A 16,652-nucleotide genomic window follows, 5' to 3' on the forward strand; every position below is an offset into this window, starting at 1 on the left:
CCACATGCTGCATCTCCGGGCGGCCCTGGAGGTCGTCCAGAACACGGTCGAGATCAATATAGTCGTACTTCAGGGCGATGTTGAGTTCGTCCAGCAGGACCAGGTCGTAGCTGTCGTCTTTCAACATGTTGGCGGCCACATCCCAGGCGGCATTGGCTGCCTCCACGTCCTGCTCCCGGTTCTTGGTATCCCAGGTATAGCCCTGGCCCATCACGTGATAACTCACGTTGGGCAATTCGCGGAAGAACGCTTCTTCACCGGTGCTGAATGCGCCTTTGATGAACTGGACAATACCCACTTTCATACCATGGCCGAGCGCCCGGGCCACCATGCCAAAACCGGAACTGCTCTTGCCTTTGCCCGGGCCGGTCAGCACCAGCAGCACACCCTGTTCTTTCTGGGCACGGGCGATGCGCTCCTGCATGATCTTCTGCTTTGCGTCCATGCGGCGAGCATGGCGTTCGGGGTCTTTGGCGCGTTCACGCATGGTCAGGCTCCTTATCGATAAGCGGGCGAATGGCCTGCCCGCGAAAAATTCCGGCCACCAGTTCTGGGGCGGAGGGGAAATAGCCGTGGAAATAGCTGGCCACCAGCCCCTTCCGGCAATACACCGGTTCAGCCTCGGTGCCCGCAACCTTGCGGGTTCGGGCCAGGGGTTGCCAGTCAGTTTCCAGTCGCGAGTGATGATAGGTATGCCCCCGCAACTGCCCCTGCTCGGTATTCAGGCTCTGCAGACCCAGCGCCTGCAGGCGGCCGGCCATACTGGCTCGACCCGGGATAATTCCGAGCAGGTTGTGGATCTCTCCGTCGTGGTCCGCCAGTTCCTCCACACAGGCCATTAACCCGCCACACTCGGCCAGCATGGGTTTACCGGCGCTGTAGTGGTTGCGAATCGCCTCCAACATCGGACGGTTACCGGCCAGAGTGGCGCCATGAAGTTCCGGGTACCCGCCTGGTAACCAGAGGGCGTCGGCGTCTGGCAATGCTGAATCTATCAGCGGGGAGAAGAAAGACAGTTTTGCCCCCATCGCCTGCAACAGGTCCAGATTGGCGCGGTAAATAAAACTCAGCGCTGCGTCCCGGGCAATGGCGATGCGAACACCCTCAAGCAACGGTGGTGGGGACTCCGGGGGTTCAGCTTCCAGCGTCACGGGAAGCGGCAGGCCATCCAGCCCTGCTTCCGCAAGGACGTCAGCGGCGGCGTCCAGGCGCTGCTCCAGATCGCCCAACTCGCCGGCCTGAACCAGCCCAAGATGCCGGTTTGGGAGACTCATGGCCTCGTTTCGGGGAATGGCCCCTAGCAGACTGATGCCCTCAGGCAGGCTCTCCCGCAGCATAGCCCCATGTCGGGAACTGCCGATGCGGTTGGCAATCACCTGATAAACCGGAAGCGCGGAGTCGAATTTTGATAACCCCAGAGCCACCGCTCCAAAGGTCTGAGCCATGCCGCGGGCATCAATGACCGGCAGAGCGGGAATACCCATCAGCTTGGCGAGGTCCGCACTGGAAGGGTCACCGTCAAACAATCCCATTGATCCTTCCACCAGAATAAGGTCGGCATCCTGCGCGGCTTCCACCAGACGCCAGCGACACTCGTCCTCGCCCGTCATCCACGGATGCAACTGGTACACCGGCTGTCCGGATGCGACTTCCAGCACCATCGGGTCCAGGTAATCCGGGCCGTGCTTGAACACCCGTACCTTTCGTCCGGCATTCCTATGCAATCTCGCCAGTGCTGCGGTCACCATGGACTTCCCCTGGCCAGAACCTGGTGCGGTAATCATTGCGGCTGGTACGGTTGCTTTCATATAGCTCCTACGTTCAATACTTAACAGGGACAAATAGCGGCGCACCATCCACGTCCACTGTCAGAAGTTCCTGATCATAAAGCCGTTCAAGCGCGGCCGGCACGAGCATTCGTTCTGCAGGCCCCCAGCAGGCTTCGCCGTTGGGGTACAGCAACAGCAGATGGTCACACCATCGTGCCGCAAGATTCAGGTCGTGCAGACACATGAAGACGGAACGCCCACTACGCGCCTGCTCGGTCAGTAACTGGAGTACCGACACCTGATGGTGCAGATCAAGATGGTTGGTGGGTTCATCCAGAAGCCAGGTATCAGGTGCCTGGGTCAGCACTGTGGCAATGGCTACTCTCTGGCGTTCACCGCCAGAGAGTGTGTTCACCAGCCGATCACTGAGATGGCCCACATCCAGCTGTTCCAGAGCGCCTCTCGCAAGACGTTCATCGGCTCCGGACTCCATCTGCCAGGGTGACAACCAGGGATGGCGCCCGATCAGCGCCGTTTCCAGTACCGTCGCGGGAAAACCGTCCTGCCGTTCCTGGAAAACCATCCCCAGTTGTTGCGATATTGTCCTGCGCTTCAGGTCTGCCAAAGGATGCTCTCCCAGGCAAACCGATCCGTGACGTGGTGCTCGCAACCCCGCCAGTGTGTGCAAGAGCGTCGTCTTGCCGGCACCATTTGGCCCCAAAACGCCCCAGATCTGCCCGGGTTCCACGGCAAAGTTCAGCGCTTCCCCATCGCCCCGCCCGGGAATGTCGATGACCAACTGTCTAGCCTGCAACGGATTCATCAGCGGCTCCGATACAACAGGTAAAGGAAGGTGGGTACACCCAGCAAGGCCGTGATCACACCTACCGGCAACTGCTCGGGCGCAATCACTACTCGCGCCAGGGTATCCGCCAGCACCAGCAGCGTGCCGCCAGCCAGTGCACAGGCAGGGAGGATCAGGCGCTGGTCGTTACCAAGCACCAGCCGCAACATGTGAGGCACCACCAAGCCGACAAAACCAATACTGCCAGCCATGGTGACCGCGGTGGCCGTGAGCAGGCTGGCAAGGATATAGATCGTCCATTCCAGCGGTCGCACCGCCACTCCAAGGGCTGCCGCCTGCATGGGACCGCGTGCCAGTACGTTAAGACTCCGCCCCAGGGGTACCACCAAAAGACACACCAGCACCAGGAAAGCCAGTGCGGGCCAGGGCGTTCTAGCGTAGGACACATCGCCCATCAACCAGTACAACATTCCCGGTAAGCGCTGGGCCGGGCTGATCGCTAACATCAGGGTAATCACCGCGCCCCAGCCTGCGGCGACCACCACACCGGTGAGCAACAAACGCGACGGCGTCCAGCTTCCGGTGCCATGGGCCAGGCCGAACACCATCAGTGTGGCCAACAACGCACCGGCAAAAGCCGATCCCGAAATCATCAAACCGCCCAGGCCCGCCAGCATCGCAAACAAGGCCCCGACGGCAGCACCGCCAGACAACCCCAGAACGTAGGGATCCGCCAACGGATTGCGTAACAGCACCTGCATCAGAGCCCCGGCCACGGCCAGCAAACCGCCCGTTGCGAAAGCGGACAGTGTGCGTGGCAGGCGCAATTCCAGCACCAGGGTTTGCTGCAGGTTGCTGCCCTCACCCAGAATGACGGCGACAACGTCTCCCGGTGCCACGCTGACACTGCCAACACCCACCGACAACATCATGGCGACGAGGCTGGCCAGAGCCAACAACACAAGTGGCATGGTCAGAGGCCTGCTCAAGGGGTCTGTCTCCCACTAACGTTTGGCACGGGCATCATCCAGTTTCTCGCAAAACAGTTGTGAACCTTTCAGAATACGCGGCGTCGGGCGCTGGATCAGCGACGGTGGAACGAAGTACAGGTTCTCCTTCACGGTGGCATCGATACTCTGGAAAGCCTCCCAGCGGGTCAGCCAGTGCCGGTTCTCTTCACCCATGCCACCGGCCAGAATGGCCTCAGGGTTGGCGCCGATAACCGCCTCGGCACTGATCCTCGGCACCAGGCGATCAAGATCACCGAATACGTTCACGCCACCGCATAGCGTGATCACCTTACCAATCAGGTGCTCGTCGTTCACGGTCATCAGAGGCTCATCCCACACCTGATAGAACACCGAGACCGGCTCCGCACCCTGATATTGTTTTTTCAGTGCGGCCATTCCCTTGCGGAAACGATCCGCTTCGGCAAAGCCTTCATCTTCGGTACCCGCCAGAATCGACAGCCGTTCGATGGTGCTTGAAACGCCCTCAAAACTTCGGGGTTCAATGGAGAATACCGGCAACCCCAGGTCCTTCAGGGCCGCAATCTGTTCCGGCGGGTTGCCCGTCACCCAACCAATGACCAGATCAGGTTTCAGTGCCATCAGGCGCTCAAGGTCCATTCGAGTGTGGCTACCCACAGAGGTGACCTGCTTCGCCTGCTCGGGGTAATCACTGTACGAAACCACCGCGATGACCTGATCACCGGCGCCTGCAGCCCAGACAAGTTCGGTCGCTCCGGGAGACAAGGCCGCGATCCGGCCGGCCGGTTGTTCAAGGCAGACTTCCTGGCCGGTGTCGTCGGTTGCACATCGCTCAGTACCGGCCACAGCCCCCGGTGACATAGCCAGAGCAAACGACATCAACGCAGCGGTATGCCGTAACGATTTCAACATGAGGCCCTCTGGTTTCCGGGAGTCTGACAATCATCGTTGGCGGCGCCTAACGGGGGGAAGTCGGCCGACCCACCTTGTCGCGCGGACTCGAAGGCTTCCCGCTGCCGGGGGTCCAACTGGTCCGCGACCCAATCCATCAGGGGGTGATCCGGACGAGTGTGGCCACTGCCGGGAAGGCCATGGTCGATGATGTTTCCGGCGAAGTCACGTGCCAGGGCCTGACGGGTGAAGACGTCCGCCTCCCAGAACCCCCGTTTCGCGGCCAGGAGCGCAATCGCCTGCATGTGGGTTTTGACATGCACGTTGTGGCCCTCTGCCAGGAAGTCGTCCAGGCCAAGGCCGTGGCGATCCTGAAAGTACACTTCATTGACCTCGTCCCACACACTGGAACGAAGCACTTGTGGGCTTGTGATCTGCCAGCCCCAGAGGTTGTCGAGAAAATCACTGCCCATGGTGCGGGCACCGGCATAGCCGTGCTCCATCAGTGGGGCCAACCATTGCGGGTTCAGATTACGGGCTCTCAGCTCTACCTGCAGCGCTCGCTGAAGCGAATCCACCCGGGGATTTCGCGGGTCTGCGTACTGGAGCACCCGGTTCTGCGGTGGCTTGCCACGCAAGTGCTCCACGGCGTTGGACAGCCCGCCCTGGAAATCAAAACCGTCATCGTTGTCCAGCAGGCCATAGAGGTGGCTGGCCCGCCCAAGATAGGTATGGTTCACCGACCGCAATTGTCGGTCGAAAGCATCGTGAGCCGGTTCACCCTGGCTGCCCTTGCCATAGACGTGCCCCATGCGCCGGCGATAAGCGTCACCCAGTTGCTCCCGGTCCTGCCAGGCTCCCGTGCGGGTAGCAAGCCGGTTAACCCCCGCACCGTATGCGCCCGGAGCCGTACCGAAGACCCGGTAAGCGGCCTTTGCCCCCGCATCCCGAGCCGACGCACCTGCGGCCAGCAATACCCGTGCCTCAGCGACCCAGTGGGCGGCAACACCGTTGGTGGACAGGGATTCCTCGCCCGGCTTACGCATGTCGACCGGCAGAACCGATAACGCCTGGTCCAGTGCCTCGTTCAGCTCCGGGTGCTCGGCCCTGATGGATCCCGCCGCACCCGCCAAGGCGTAACGCGATGCCATATCCAGCCATTCCAGTTGGCTTTCATAAAGATCCCGGAACAAGCCGGACGTGGTGAAAACCACATTGCGACGAATGGGTGTATCGGTTCCCGGGCCGGCGGGCAAACGCTCCAGGCCTTTCACGATGCCCCGACTGTTCCACACCGGACGCACACCCAAAAGCTTCATGCCAAACGCGATCATGACCCCTTCGTCTCGCACCGTATCCGAGGCCCAGAGCACCAGTGCATCGCTTTGTTCTGAGGTGCTGACTTTTGTGGCCCTGGCCTCCTCGACCAGTTCTTCAGCCAGCGACCAGGCCACACGGGTTGGAATCAGGTCATCCGACAAGGCGTGAAAATTGCGCCCCGTTGGCAATACCGCCGGCGTTCGCAATGGATCGTTGCCCTGCCCCGGAGCAACAAACCGGCCATTCAACGCGTTGAGAAAGCTGGTGCGCTCAGAAGCAGGAGACGCTTCAAGATCGGTGCGCCAGGCCGGTTCTGGCTTGCCGGCCTTACCCGCCATGGAGTCGAGCATGGTGTCCACCATGTCTGTGCTCCAGTCCCGGCCAAACACGTGCAGCCCCAAGGGCATAAAGTGTTCCTGCATATCAGTGACATAGTGGCCGGCTTCATGAACCAGCAGGTCGGGTGAAAGTTCATCGAGGGACACCTCCTCCACCGACAAACCCATCTCGCCAGCGATTTCCTGTTCGAGATCGTCAGAGATATCCAGCACCTGGATTTTCTCCCGCAGCATTTTCAGCGCCCGCTCCCTGGTAGGGCTGTCGGGTTCATTGGCGGACTCCCAGGTTTCCACGAGCTGTCGGAGCTCCAGCAGTTCGTCATAAAGCTCCGTTGCGGCCAGCGGCGGCGTCAGGTGACTGATCATGACTCCCAGCGCCCGGCGCTTGGCCTGGATGCCCTCACCCACACCGTCGACGATGTAAGGGTAGATCAATGGCAGGTCACCCCCCAGCAGATCGGGGTAGTCATCCCCCGTCAAACCAGCACGGCGGCGTGGCAGAAATTCCCTGGTTGAGTGGCGCCCAACGTAGACCAGCGCATCAGCCTGGTAGTGATCCCTTAACCAGTGGTAGAAACCCACGTACTGGTGGGTCGGGGGGAAGGTGGTGTTGGCGTGCAACAATTCTTCATCCACTTCCCAGCCCCGGGGCGGTTGCGGACCGATGTAAATATTACCGAATCGAAGCCCAGGGAAAATCAGCCTGTCATCCACCACCATGGACTGGCCCGGCGCTTCTCCCCACCCCTTGAGTCCGGGAATGCCCGTATCGGCCAGCGCAACCCGGCTGTCATCCAGTTCCCCACTGTGACCACCTTCATCGAGACGTGCTTGCCAGAGCGCTTCGTACTCGTCCAGTCGGCTCAGGGCCGCCTTTCGGTTCGGGTGCTGGAGGTGTTCAATCAGGTGCCGCAAGTCACGAATGCCCCGACTCAACAGACCGGTTGCCAATTCTTTCTCGCCCAACCTATGTGCCTGCTCAAGTCGCTCATGCAAATAACCCAGGGGGCCATGGACCATTTCCTGCTGGACAACCCTGGGCAAGGTTTCGAGATACTGACGATAGGTTCTGCCCGCCATTGAGGCAACGTCACCGGCCATTTCCCTCAGCGCGCGAGGATCATCCGGCAGGCTCACGCCTCGTTGCTGGAGGAGGTCGGTGAGGGCTTCCGGACTCTCCGGCAGTGGGCCGGTTTCGTAGCCCTCGGCTTTAAGCCAGTGCAGCATTTCATATAGGGAAGCTGGCACATCGAGATTGTCCGCCCCAATATTCTGCCGGCCCGGTGGATGATTGTAGTAGATGATGGCCACGCGCTTGTCGGCGTTGCCCTTGGCTTGCAGCGTCTGCCAGCGTTTCAGGCGGTCCGCAACGGCGTCCACCCGCTCCGGCACCGGCTGGGTAAGCGTCAGAGCCACACCGGTGTTTTCGTCAATCACTTCCGGCTCCGCCGTAGCCAGCACCATAGGCTGACTGACCCCCTGGAGCTCGGGCATCGCCAATTTGTAGTGCACCTTGTCAGACGGAATACCATCGATCGACAATTGCCATTGGTTGGTGGTGCGGGAGGCCAGGCGCAAACCCTTGATCACCGGCACATTCAACCTGACCAACGCTTCCGTGACCTGACGCCGACCCTCACCGCCTCCAATAATAAAGTCCTGAAGACTGACAATACCGGATAGTGTCGCCGGGCCTACCGTTTCATTCAGGGCACGGACAGCCTCCAGGCTGGCACCACCCCATCGGGACAGAATCGCAAAGCATTGCATTCCTCTGGATTCCAGGACTGCACAGGTTGCGTCCAGCAGCGCCCGATCGCCGGGGCGATCACCACTGTCCAGATCCAGAAGCGCGACCACAGGGCCGGATTGCAGGCTAAGGTTCGCCGCGCTATCTGTGGCTTCACCATTACGGTAATAGCGGATCAGCGACCGGGGCGGCAGATCCGGCACGTCAAGCTCTTCGCCCGCCTGAACAAGCAACCAACGCAATAAGGCATCCAGGTGTTGCGGGGTGCGTCCCTGGTATAGGGCCCGGCCTTCAAGCCAGGGTTCCTGTTCGGGGAAACGGGCCTTAAGCTCTGCCAGATGGGCTTTCAAGTCGGTGCCGGGGTCCGGCGCTTTCATCAGGTTGTTCAGGGTCGTGGCATCCAGCCCTTCCAGGGGCTTGCGCCCCTGTAACCGTGACAGCACAGTCAGCGCCCTGTCGCCATTCACCCCCAGAATCGGAAACTCGCGAACGGCGGCCTGCTCGCCCACAGCACGCTCAATCCGGCCCACCTGCTCTCCGAAAACCGCCGCCATCAACAAGGCATCGGCCTGGCTCACCAGATCGTCGAGAGCGCTGTTGTCCAGGTTTGCCAATTGCTCCGGTGTTCGCAGAATAATGCGGTGATCTGGCTGGGCTGCCAGCAAGCGTTCCGCACCAGCAGCCATCTCCGCAGCGGAACGCTCAGACACTACCCCAAATACCGTGGCGCCGGACACCGGTTGGGACAGCATTAACAGAAGCCCGGAAAGGCAGCCGAACAACGGGCGTCTCAGAGTCCTATACAGGCGCTCAATCATGCCCTTACCTCTCCATGGTTGATCATAGGTCGTAGCGAATCGTCAGCATTGCGGTGCGGCCAGCGGCTATGTAAGCACTTCCATCAAAGCGCTGCGCCGTGGCGTATTCTCTGTCCAGCACGTTGTCGACCGTCAGATTGGTGGTCCAATGGCTGTCGATTTCCCACTTTGCCCGCAGGTCCCAAGTGACAAAGCCGGCGAGGCGCTCTTCGTTTTCGGCATCGTCGTAACGATACCCCTGGCCCTTGACGGTGGTTCCCAACGACACTCGGCCGAAGTCCCGATCCAGATCCACCCGGAACTGTTTCGCGCTACGGCGACGAATTCTATTGTCGGTCTCACGGTCGCGGGGGTCGGTTACCGAGGCCCCAGCCTGCACGGTCCATTCGTCCAATTCCAGGCCAGCACTCAGCTCAACCCCCCTGATGCGTGCTTCGTTAACATTGAATGGTGCGAACCGACCGTCCCTAAAGACAAATACAATCAGATCATCAGCGTCTGTCTGATAGATCGCGGCATCCCAGAACCAACGGGCGTAATTTCCGCCAATACCAAGCTCCACGCTACCTGCGGTTTCCGGTTGAAGATCCGCATTGCCGAAGTTCGGGAAGTAGAGGTCATTGAACGTGGGCGCCCGGAAAGATGTGCTGTAGCTCACCCTTACTCTATGGTTGCGATCCATATCGACACCCATGGCGATCGCACCGGTTTCCTCACGACCAAAAGCCTCGTTATCGTCGGCGCGCAAACTCAACTGAAAGTCCGTCGGACCGAAATTCAGCAGGGCCTGACCAAAAACAGCGGCGTTGGTGCGGCTGGTTTCGTCAAAGTCGGTGGTGCTGTCTACTTCATCCATCAAGAGTTCACCGCCCAAGATGTACTCATGGCGGCCGATACTGATCTGGTTCTCCCAACGGGCACTGCGGGTTTTGGTGTCGAAGGTGCTGTCACCAAATTCGTCCCGTGTATCCTGCTCATCAATGGATTCGGCTAACAGGATACGGCTCCGCCAATAGTCGCTGATCGGCGCGTCCAGACGAACACCAACGGTTTGGATAGCAAAATCTGTATCACCGCCCTCGAACTCGGTATTGCCCTGGGCACGCATGAGGACAACGCCGGCTTCCCCACCGGAGTCGAACTGGTGAGCAACGGACGCCAGGGCTGAGGTGTTACGAAAGCCCTTGTCTTCGCCCCCTTCAACGATGGCCGTGCCGTCAGTTTCCAGATGGCTTGCGCTCAGACTGTATGTCATCCGGCCTTCAGTACCGGCCGTCCCGGCCACATACTCCTGGGTATTGAAGTTGCCACCGCCGGCCTGAACCCATCCCTCGCGGCCCTTTTCGGCGCTGTGGGTAAAGGCCTGGATAACGCCGCCCACGGCATCGGCCCCGTACAGGTTACTGCGGGAACCCCGAACAATTTCTACCCTTTCCACCATTTGCGGCGGGAAATACTGCCAGGCAGCACTACCACTGGTGGCCGAGCGCAAACGAATGCCGTCCACCAGGAAAACCGTGGATTCGCTGCCGGTACCCCGGGTGTAGACACTGGTGTTCTTACCGAACGAGCCGTTGCTGGTGATATCAATGCCGGGTTGGCCCATCAGCAGCTCGTCGAACGTTTGAGGCTGCAAGCGTTCGATCGCCTCTTCATCGATCACCGTGACCGATGAGTCACTTTCGCCCCGGGTCTTCGGACCAAGCGTGGCCGTAACAACAATGGGGTCAAGTGCCGAGACCATTATGTCTTCGTCGGCTAGCGCACTGGAAACTGGCAGGAACACAAGGGGGAGGCCGGAAAACAGGACCGGCAAAGACTTCGGACAACTCATAATCAACACTCGCTGGCAAACCACGCGCACCCGCGTGATGGTTATTGTGTTGCGGAGTTTGAGTATGAGATTGGGGAGGCAGGATACGAGTCAGAGTACGGGTGTGAGACCGACGCAACTCTCCCACCGCCGTCGCCCTCCGCAACTTCCGGTGTGTATTCAGGCCGGTCTCCGGGCTTGCGAGTGGATCAGCCGATGGGCCGGTCCGGGGCAATCACCTTCCCATGCATGACGCACAGTGGCTTTTTCGATTGCCTTTAGCTCACTTACCGTTGCGGGGGCAGCGTCGGACTTTAACCGACTTCCCGTTTTACGCTTTCCGGCGGGGATACCGCAAAAAAGCGTTACCTGAACACGGTGTTCATCGAATCGGGCGCCAAACTAGCAGCCCTTATGTGCTAAATCAATACAGATGGCTTAAATACAGTGCCTGCTCTAACCGGGTCCATTCCGGTTCCGAACCGGGCAATCCAAACCGTAATGCGGCAGGGTTCTCAAACTCCCGAACGAGGATTCCTCGCCGTGCGAGCTCGCCTGCAATGTCCGCCGCCTGGCCATGCCGAACGTATCGAAAGAGCACCGTTCCTGCGGCTCCTTCAATGCCATGCCGCGACAGGCAGTCCGCCAACCGCTGGCTTTCACTGTGCAGCCGCTCCATCGTCGCGGCCTGCCACTGAGCGTCCGCCAGCGCCTGGCCCATGATAAATCGCGCGGGGCCACTGATTGACCAGGGCCCGATCATTGCGCCCAATCGGCGAATAATATCCGGGTCTCCCACCGCAGCTCCGGCCCTCAGGCCCGCCAGGCCGAAAAACTTACCCAGGGATCTCATGACGATAAGACCGGGTCTGTCGGTCGCATACCCGACACTGAGTTCCGGAGTGGCATCGACGAACGCCTCGTCTACAATCAGCCACCCACCACGACGTTGAAGCCGCTGATGCCAGCTCAGCAACCGGTCCGGATCAACAACCTGGCCAGTGGGATTATTTGGATTGATCCACACCAGCACGTCCAGCTCGTCCAGCCAACTTTCGTCATCGTCCTCTCGCTGGTCGTTGCCAATCTCGATCACCCGATGGCCGGCAACAGCCCAGTTGTGACCATGCTCCTGGTACCCCGGAGAGGGCACACCTACCCGGCACGGCTTTCGTATACGGGGCAAGTGCATGATTGCCGCCTGGCTGCCGGCCAAGGCCATACAAGCAGCGGCGTCCGGCGCACCTACCCATTGCCTGATGAGTTGCTCCAGGCCATCGTCAGGGTCCGGCAGGCGGCGCCAGACCTCTTCCGGGATCGCCGGAACCGGCCACCCACTCGGATTGATACCGGTGGACAGGTCCAGCCATTGATCCAGCGGAATCGCCCACTTCTTCGCGGCGGCGCGTAACCGGCCACCATGTTCCAGCGGCGACAAATTCACGCTTCAGTACCCTGGTCGCGGGCCAGCATTATTCACCCGGCACCCAAAGCACATCGTCCTTACCCTGGTTGTTGGCGTGTCTGGCAAGAACGAACAACAAATCGGACAGCCGGTTCATGTATTCCAGCACCAACCGGCTGATGTCCTGCTCTTCCTGTAGCTGAGCAATGATGCGCTCAGCACGCCGCGTTACCGTGCGGGCATGGTGGAGATGCGTAGCCGCAGCATTGCCTGCGGGCAGGATAAAGGAGCGAAGCGACGGAATATCCGCGTTGAACCGGTCGATCTCCTGCTCAAGCTCAACGGTCTTGCCCTCGGCGAGCCTCAGTGGCGGGTATTTCGGGTTCTCCACGATCGGGGTACACAGATCCGCCCCGACATCAAACAGGTCGTTCTGGATGCGTGCCAGTATCACGTCCAGTTCGTCGTCCACATGCAGCCGCGCGAGACCAATCACTGCGTTGGCCTCATCCACCGTACCGTAGGCTTCCACACGCAGGTCATGCTTGGCGACGCGGCTGCCGTCGCCAAGACCGGTATCGCCCTTGTCTCCGGTTTTCGTATAGATCTTGGTGAGCCTGACCATTCATGTCTCCCGTGAACCGGTTCTGTCAGTATTCAAAGCCGGTCAGATTACAGGTTTTTCGCGATAGGTTCCCCATATCCCTTTCAGGGTTTCAACAATATCACCCATCGAGGCGCCCTCTTTCACCAGTTCAATAGTGATGGGCATGAGATTGGCCGATTCGTCCTCGGCCTGCTCTTTCAGTTGCTTGAGCATGCCTTGAACTTTCTCCTCGTCGCGATTGTCCTTGACCTTATTCAGGCGTTCAATCTGCCGGCGTTCGGTTTCCGGATCGTGGGGATGGGTTTCGATTTCAACATCCTCTTCGTCCTGCACGAACATGTTGACGCCGATAACCGGACGCTCACCGCTGGCCTTGCGCAGCGCGAAATCGTAGGCGGAATCGGAGATGCCCCTCTGGAAGTAGCCGTCGTCGATGCACTGCAGCGTGCCACCGAGCTCTTCCACTTCGTCGAGAATCTTCCAGACTTCCTTCTCGATCTCATCGGTAAGATTCTCGACATAGTAGGAACCGCCCAATGGGTCCACCACCTGGGTGATGTTGGTCTCGTAGGCGATGATCTGCTGGGTTCGCAGGGCAATACGCATCGCCTCTTCCGTTGGAATAGCGAACGCTTCATCCATGCCGTTGGTGTGCAGGGATTGGGCGCCACCCAGTACCGCAGACAGTGCCTGAAGCGCGGTACGGATCGGGTTGATGGTGTATTGCGGCTTGGTCAGGGTGGCCGCGGCAGTCTGGGCGTGAAAACGAAGCCGGCTGGCCTCGGGTTTGGTGGCGTTGAATTTTTCGCGCATGATCTTGGCATAGACCCGCCGGGCTGCGCGGAACTTGGCAATTTCCTCGAAGAAGTCGGCCTGGCTGACGAAGAAAAAGGACAGGCGCGGCCCGAACTCATTCACATCCACACCCGCATCGATGGCGGTCCTGACATACTCCATGGTGGTTGCCATGGTGTACGCCACTTCCTGGACCGCTGTCGAACCGGCTTCAGAAATGTGATACCCGGAGATATTGATAGGGTTGTACCGCTTCATGTTTTCGGAGCCGTACTGGATGCAGTCCCGCACCAGTCGAACCGACGGCCGCACCGGGAATATCCACTCTTTCTGGGCAATGTATTCCTTGAGAATGTCGTTCTGGATGGTGCCCGACAGGTCATTGAGATCGTATCCCCGCTTCTGCGCCAGGGCGATGTACATGGCGTAGAGAATCCAGGCGGACGGATTGATGGTCATGGATACCGAGATCTTGGTCAGATCAATATCGTCGAACAACTCCTCCATGTCGGCAAGGGTGTCGATGGCAACGCCTTCTCGGCCCACCTCACCCTGGCTCATGGCATGGCTGGAGTCGTAACCCATAAGCGTCGGCATATCGAAGTCGATGGACAGACCGGTCTGGCCCTGGGCGATCAGGTACTTGAAGCGACCGTTGGTTTCCCTTGCCGTACCAAAGCCGGCAATCTGGCGCATGGTCCAGTTCCTGCCCCGATACATGGTGGGGTACGGCCCCCGCGTAAACGGGTATTGCCCAGGGAAACCAATATCCTCAAAGGGCGTATTCTTCAGGTCCAGTGGCGTGTAGGTACGTTTCGTCGGCATTCCCGAGGCAGTGGTGTATTCCGTCTTGCTCTCCGGCGCCCGCTTGATAAAGGACGACACCTCGTTCTGTTCCCACTGGTCGAACTCTTTTTCCATGTGCTTGAGTGCAGCGGGGTCATACTGGTCAGTGCGCTTCATGAATGGTCTCCTTCATGGCTTTTAACAAGGTTACTGCGGCTCCATGGGGGTCCAGTTCGCGCTGGGTAACCTTCTTGAGCAGCTCTTCGGTCTGCGACCTGCTGTCACGTGCAAAATTATCCCGGACAATCTCTTCAGCAACCTTCACCACCCGGGTTAATGCGATCTGGTGCCGCCGCTGGGTGATTTCGCCGCTTTTTTCCAGGTGCTCAGCGTGACGATCAATGGCGGCCATCAGGTCGTCAAAACCGGTATGCTTTTCGGAACTGGTAGGCACCACGGGCACCCGCCAGATTCCCTCGCCCGGCTCCAGGCTCATCATCAGCATGGCCTTGAGCTCCTGAATGGTTTTGTTGGAGTCCGGCCGGTCCGCCTTGCTCACCACGTGAACATCGGCGATCTCCAGAACGCCGGCCTTGATGGCCTGGATGTCGTCGCCCAGCCCGGGCGCGTTGACGACCACGGTCGTGTGGGCGGCACGGACAATATCGACCTCGTCCTGCCCCACCCCGACCGTCTCGATCAGGACCACGTCAAAGCCGCCTGCATCCAGAAGATCAACCGCATCCAGGGCTGGCCTGGCGAGGCCGCCCAGGGTTCCCCGTGTGGCCATGCTGCGGATGAAAACGCCGGGGTCGGACACCAGGTCGCCCATGCGGATACGGTCACCGAGGATAGCACCGCCGGAGTACGGGCTGGACGGGTCAATAGCAACAACGCCGACCTTGCGGCCGCTGGCCCGGTACTCATGGACCAGTTGCGTGACAAGGGTGGACTTCCCGGCTCCTGGCACACCGGTAATGCCCACCACATGGGCGTTGCCGGTGCTTTTGTAAAGCTCGGCCAGGGCTTCGCGCACCTCAGCATCACCGCCGCTTTCAACGCGGGTAATAAGTCTGGCGATGGCGCGAAGATGCCCTTCCCGCACACGTTCAGCGAGCTTCATCGAGGGTATGCGGTTAATCATTTAACCTCCTCGCTTCTGGTTGAGGCTCTGGTAAAGGTCGCGATCATCAACCACACGCTGGGCCTTGAAGTCCGTGCGAGGAAAGGTCTCGGGGTCAACCATGACGACCCGTGCGCGCACGCCCAGTACCCGGCTAAGTTCAGCCTCTGCTTTCTCACCAAGAGATCTGATCGCATCCGGGCCCCTACCTGCGACCTCCTGATCAAACTCCGCTTTGACAGCCAACTCATCCATAGAGCCACCGCGCGAAATGATGATCCGGTGCTCGCCGCCATAACCAGCCAGGCCTTCCAGAACTTCCGCAATGGCGCTGGGATACACGTTTTCACCGCGGATCTGGAACATGTCATCAATTCGGCCGTAGATGCCTTTGGGCAGCCTGGGATAGGTGCGACCACAGGGATTGTCTTCCATCACCCAATGGGTCAGATCGCCGGAAACCATCCGGATCATCGGCTGGGACGTTCTCTCGAGATGGGTGTAGATCGGCGTTCCCTGCTCGCCGTATGGCACCCGGCGATGGGTGTTGGGGTCTGCCACTTCGGTGTAGACAATGTCCTGCCAAAGCAGCATGCCCTCGGTGTCTGCGCTACCGGAGGCATGCATCCAGGGGGTCAACTCTGCCATCGTTCCGCAGTCAACTACCTTGGCACCGTAGATCTGCTGAATCTTGTCGCGGATGGAAGGAATAGAGCCGCCCGGTTCGCCGGAGAAGAACAGCACTTTGATGCCGAATTCTCTCGGGTCTACCCCTTCCTCGCGGGCCACTTCCGCCAGCCTTAACGCGTAAGACGGCGTTGAATACAGCCCGGCTGGCTTCATCATTCCGAGCCAGATTACCGCTCGCGCAGTCATCCCGGGCGCACCAGCGCCGAAGGGGAAGGCTTTGCAACCCAGTCTTTCAGCTCCGATCAACGCCCCCCATGACCCCATGTAGAGGCTCAGGATCGCCGCCACAAATACCGTATCACCGGGTCGCAACCCCATACCCCACATGATCCGGGCATGGTTGTTGGCAATGGTTTCCCAGTCACGCCTGGAAATGCCAAAAGCGGTGGGTCGGCCGGTGGTACCAGAAGTGCCGTGAATATGATGGATGTCGCTTTCGGGACAGCAGAGGTAATCCCCGAAAGGTGGATTTTTCGCCTGGGAATCGCGCAGTTCCTGCTTGGTGACGACGGGCACTTCCTCGAAGTCTGCGAGGGTACGGATGTCATTGGCCTTTATACCGGCCTCATCCCATTTGCGCTGGTAAAATGGCGAGTGGTCGTAGGCATAGGCCATCACCTCGCGGATGCGCGCAACAATCAACTCATCGCGTTTTTCCGGGTCCATCGTCTCCCGGTCCCGGAACCAGTAGGGACTGTTCGTATCCGGAAAATAGTCGTTGCGATAACTGGGGGGAAAATTCCACTCTTCCAT

General features: G+C 59.7%; 12 protein-coding genes and 1 riboswitch. All 12 genes read right to left on the bottom strand.

Annotated elements, in window-relative coordinates; translation table 11 throughout:
- The coding region (locus AXW11_RS19860; protein ID WP_286792647.1) for a cob(I)yrinic acid a,c-diamide adenosyltransferase at positions 1-487 on the bottom strand (487 nt) is incomplete at its 3' end.
- Positions 480-1,808, bottom strand: a complete 1,329-nt coding sequence (locus AXW11_RS19865) for a cobyrinic acid a,c-diamide synthase CobB (protein ID WP_091642327.1) — start codon at positions 1,806-1,808, stop codon at positions 480-482. The genes AXW11_RS19865 and AXW11_RS19860, both read right to left, overlap by 8 nt.
- 13 nt (positions 1,809-1,821) lie before the next feature.
- Positions 1,822-2,592: an ABC transporter ATP-binding protein gene (locus AXW11_RS19870; protein ID WP_085681135.1), complete on the bottom strand. Its 771-nt coding sequence runs from the start codon at positions 2,590-2,592 to the stop codon at positions 1,822-1,824.
- Positions 2,592-3,545: a FecCD family ABC transporter permease gene (locus AXW11_RS19875; protein ID WP_036206521.1), complete on the bottom strand. Its 954-nt coding sequence runs from the start codon at positions 3,543-3,545 to the stop codon at positions 2,592-2,594. The genes AXW11_RS19870 and AXW11_RS19875 overlap by 1 nt, the downstream gene beginning before the upstream one ends.
- Before the next feature lie 33 nt (positions 3,546-3,578).
- Positions 3,579-4,475, bottom strand: coding sequence for a cobalamin-binding protein (locus AXW11_RS19880; RefSeq protein ID WP_091642330.1), 897 nt, complete (start codon positions 4,473-4,475; stop codon positions 3,579-3,581).
- A complete protein-coding gene (locus AXW11_RS19885; protein ID WP_091642333.1) occupies positions 4,469-8,680 on the bottom strand; it encodes a cobaltochelatase subunit CobN in 4,212 nt (1,403 codons plus the stop codon). Before AXW11_RS19885 ends, AXW11_RS19880 begins: the two co-directional genes overlap by 7 nt.
- Before the next feature lie 22 nt (positions 8,681-8,702).
- Entirely contained in the window at positions 8,703-10,424 is a 1,722-nt protein-coding gene (locus AXW11_RS19890) for a TonB-dependent receptor plug domain-containing protein (RefSeq protein ID WP_228301241.1), read from the bottom strand.
- Between the two features lie 245 nt (positions 10,425-10,669).
- Positions 10,670-10,870, bottom strand: a riboswitch (cobalamin riboswitch).
- A gap of 47 nt (positions 10,871-10,917) precedes the next feature.
- Positions 10,918-11,937, bottom strand: coding sequence for a threonine-phosphate decarboxylase CobD (cobD, locus tag AXW11_RS19895; RefSeq protein ID WP_091642338.1), 1,020 nt, complete (start codon positions 11,935-11,937; stop codon positions 10,918-10,920).
- A 28-nt stretch (positions 11,938-11,965) separates the two neighbouring features.
- Positions 11,966-12,523 (bottom strand): cob(I)yrinic acid a,c-diamide adenosyltransferase, encoded by a 558-nt coding sequence (locus AXW11_RS19900; RefSeq protein ID WP_036206502.1) that lies wholly within the window; start codon positions 12,521-12,523, stop codon positions 11,966-11,968.
- Between the two features lie 42 nt (positions 12,524-12,565).
- On the bottom strand, positions 12,566-14,263 hold the full coding sequence (locus AXW11_RS19905; RefSeq protein ID WP_091642341.1) for a methylmalonyl-CoA mutase family protein: 1,698 nt from the start codon (positions 14,261-14,263) through the stop codon (positions 12,566-12,568).
- Positions 14,250-15,230 carry a methylmalonyl Co-A mutase-associated GTPase MeaB gene (gene meaB / locus AXW11_RS19910; RefSeq protein ID WP_083637141.1) on the bottom strand — a complete coding sequence of 327 codons (981 nt, stop codon included), beginning with the start codon at positions 15,228-15,230 and terminating at the stop codon, positions 14,250-14,252. Before meaB ends, AXW11_RS19905 begins: the two co-directional genes overlap by 14 nt.
- Positions 15,231-16,652, bottom strand: a complete 1,422-nt coding sequence (locus AXW11_RS19915; protein WP_091642344.1) for a phenylacetate--CoA ligase family protein — start codon at positions 16,650-16,652, stop codon at positions 15,231-15,233. It lies immediately after the preceding gene.

It is taken from the genome of Marinobacter sp. Hex_13 (assembly GCF_001566815.1).
In the GTDB taxonomy this organism is placed as follows: Bacteria; Pseudomonadota; Gammaproteobacteria; order Pseudomonadales; family Oleiphilaceae; genus Marinobacter; species Marinobacter salarius.

Coding starts and splice junctions, on each gene's coding strand:
- AXW11_RS19865 (WP_091642327.1), bottom strand. CDS start 1,808: ATGAAAGCAACCGTACCAGCCGCAATGATTACCGCACCAGGTTCTGGC.
- AXW11_RS19870 (WP_085681135.1), bottom strand. CDS start 2,592: ATGAATCCGTTGCAGGCTAGACAGTTGGTCATCGACATTCCCGGGCGG.
- AXW11_RS19875 (WP_036206521.1), bottom strand. CDS start 3,545: ATGCCACTTGTGTTGTTGGCTCTGGCCAGCCTCGTCGCCATGATGTTG.
- AXW11_RS19880 (WP_091642330.1), bottom strand. CDS start 4,475: ATGTTGAAATCGTTACGGCATACCGCTGCGTTGATGTCGTTTGCTCTG.
- AXW11_RS19885 (WP_091642333.1), bottom strand. CDS start 8,680: ATGATTGAGCGCCTGTATAGGACTCTGAGACGCCCGTTGTTCGGCTGC.
- AXW11_RS19890 (WP_228301241.1), bottom strand. CDS start 10,424: ATGGTCTCGGCACTTGACCCCATTGTTGTTACGGCCACGCTTGGTCCG.
- AXW11_RS19900 (WP_036206502.1), bottom strand. CDS start 12,523: ATGGTCAGGCTCACCAAGATCTATACGAAAACCGGAGACAAGGGCGAT.
- AXW11_RS19905 (WP_091642341.1), bottom strand. CDS start 14,263: ATGAAGCGCACTGACCAGTATGACCCCGCTGCACTCAAGCACATGGAA.
- meaB (WP_083637141.1), bottom strand. CDS start 15,230: ATGATTAACCGCATACCCTCGATGAAGCTCGCTGAACGTGTGCGGGAA.
- AXW11_RS19915 (WP_091642344.1), bottom strand. CDS start 16,652: ATGGAAGAGTGGAATTTTCCCCCCAGTTATCGCAACGACTATTTTCCG.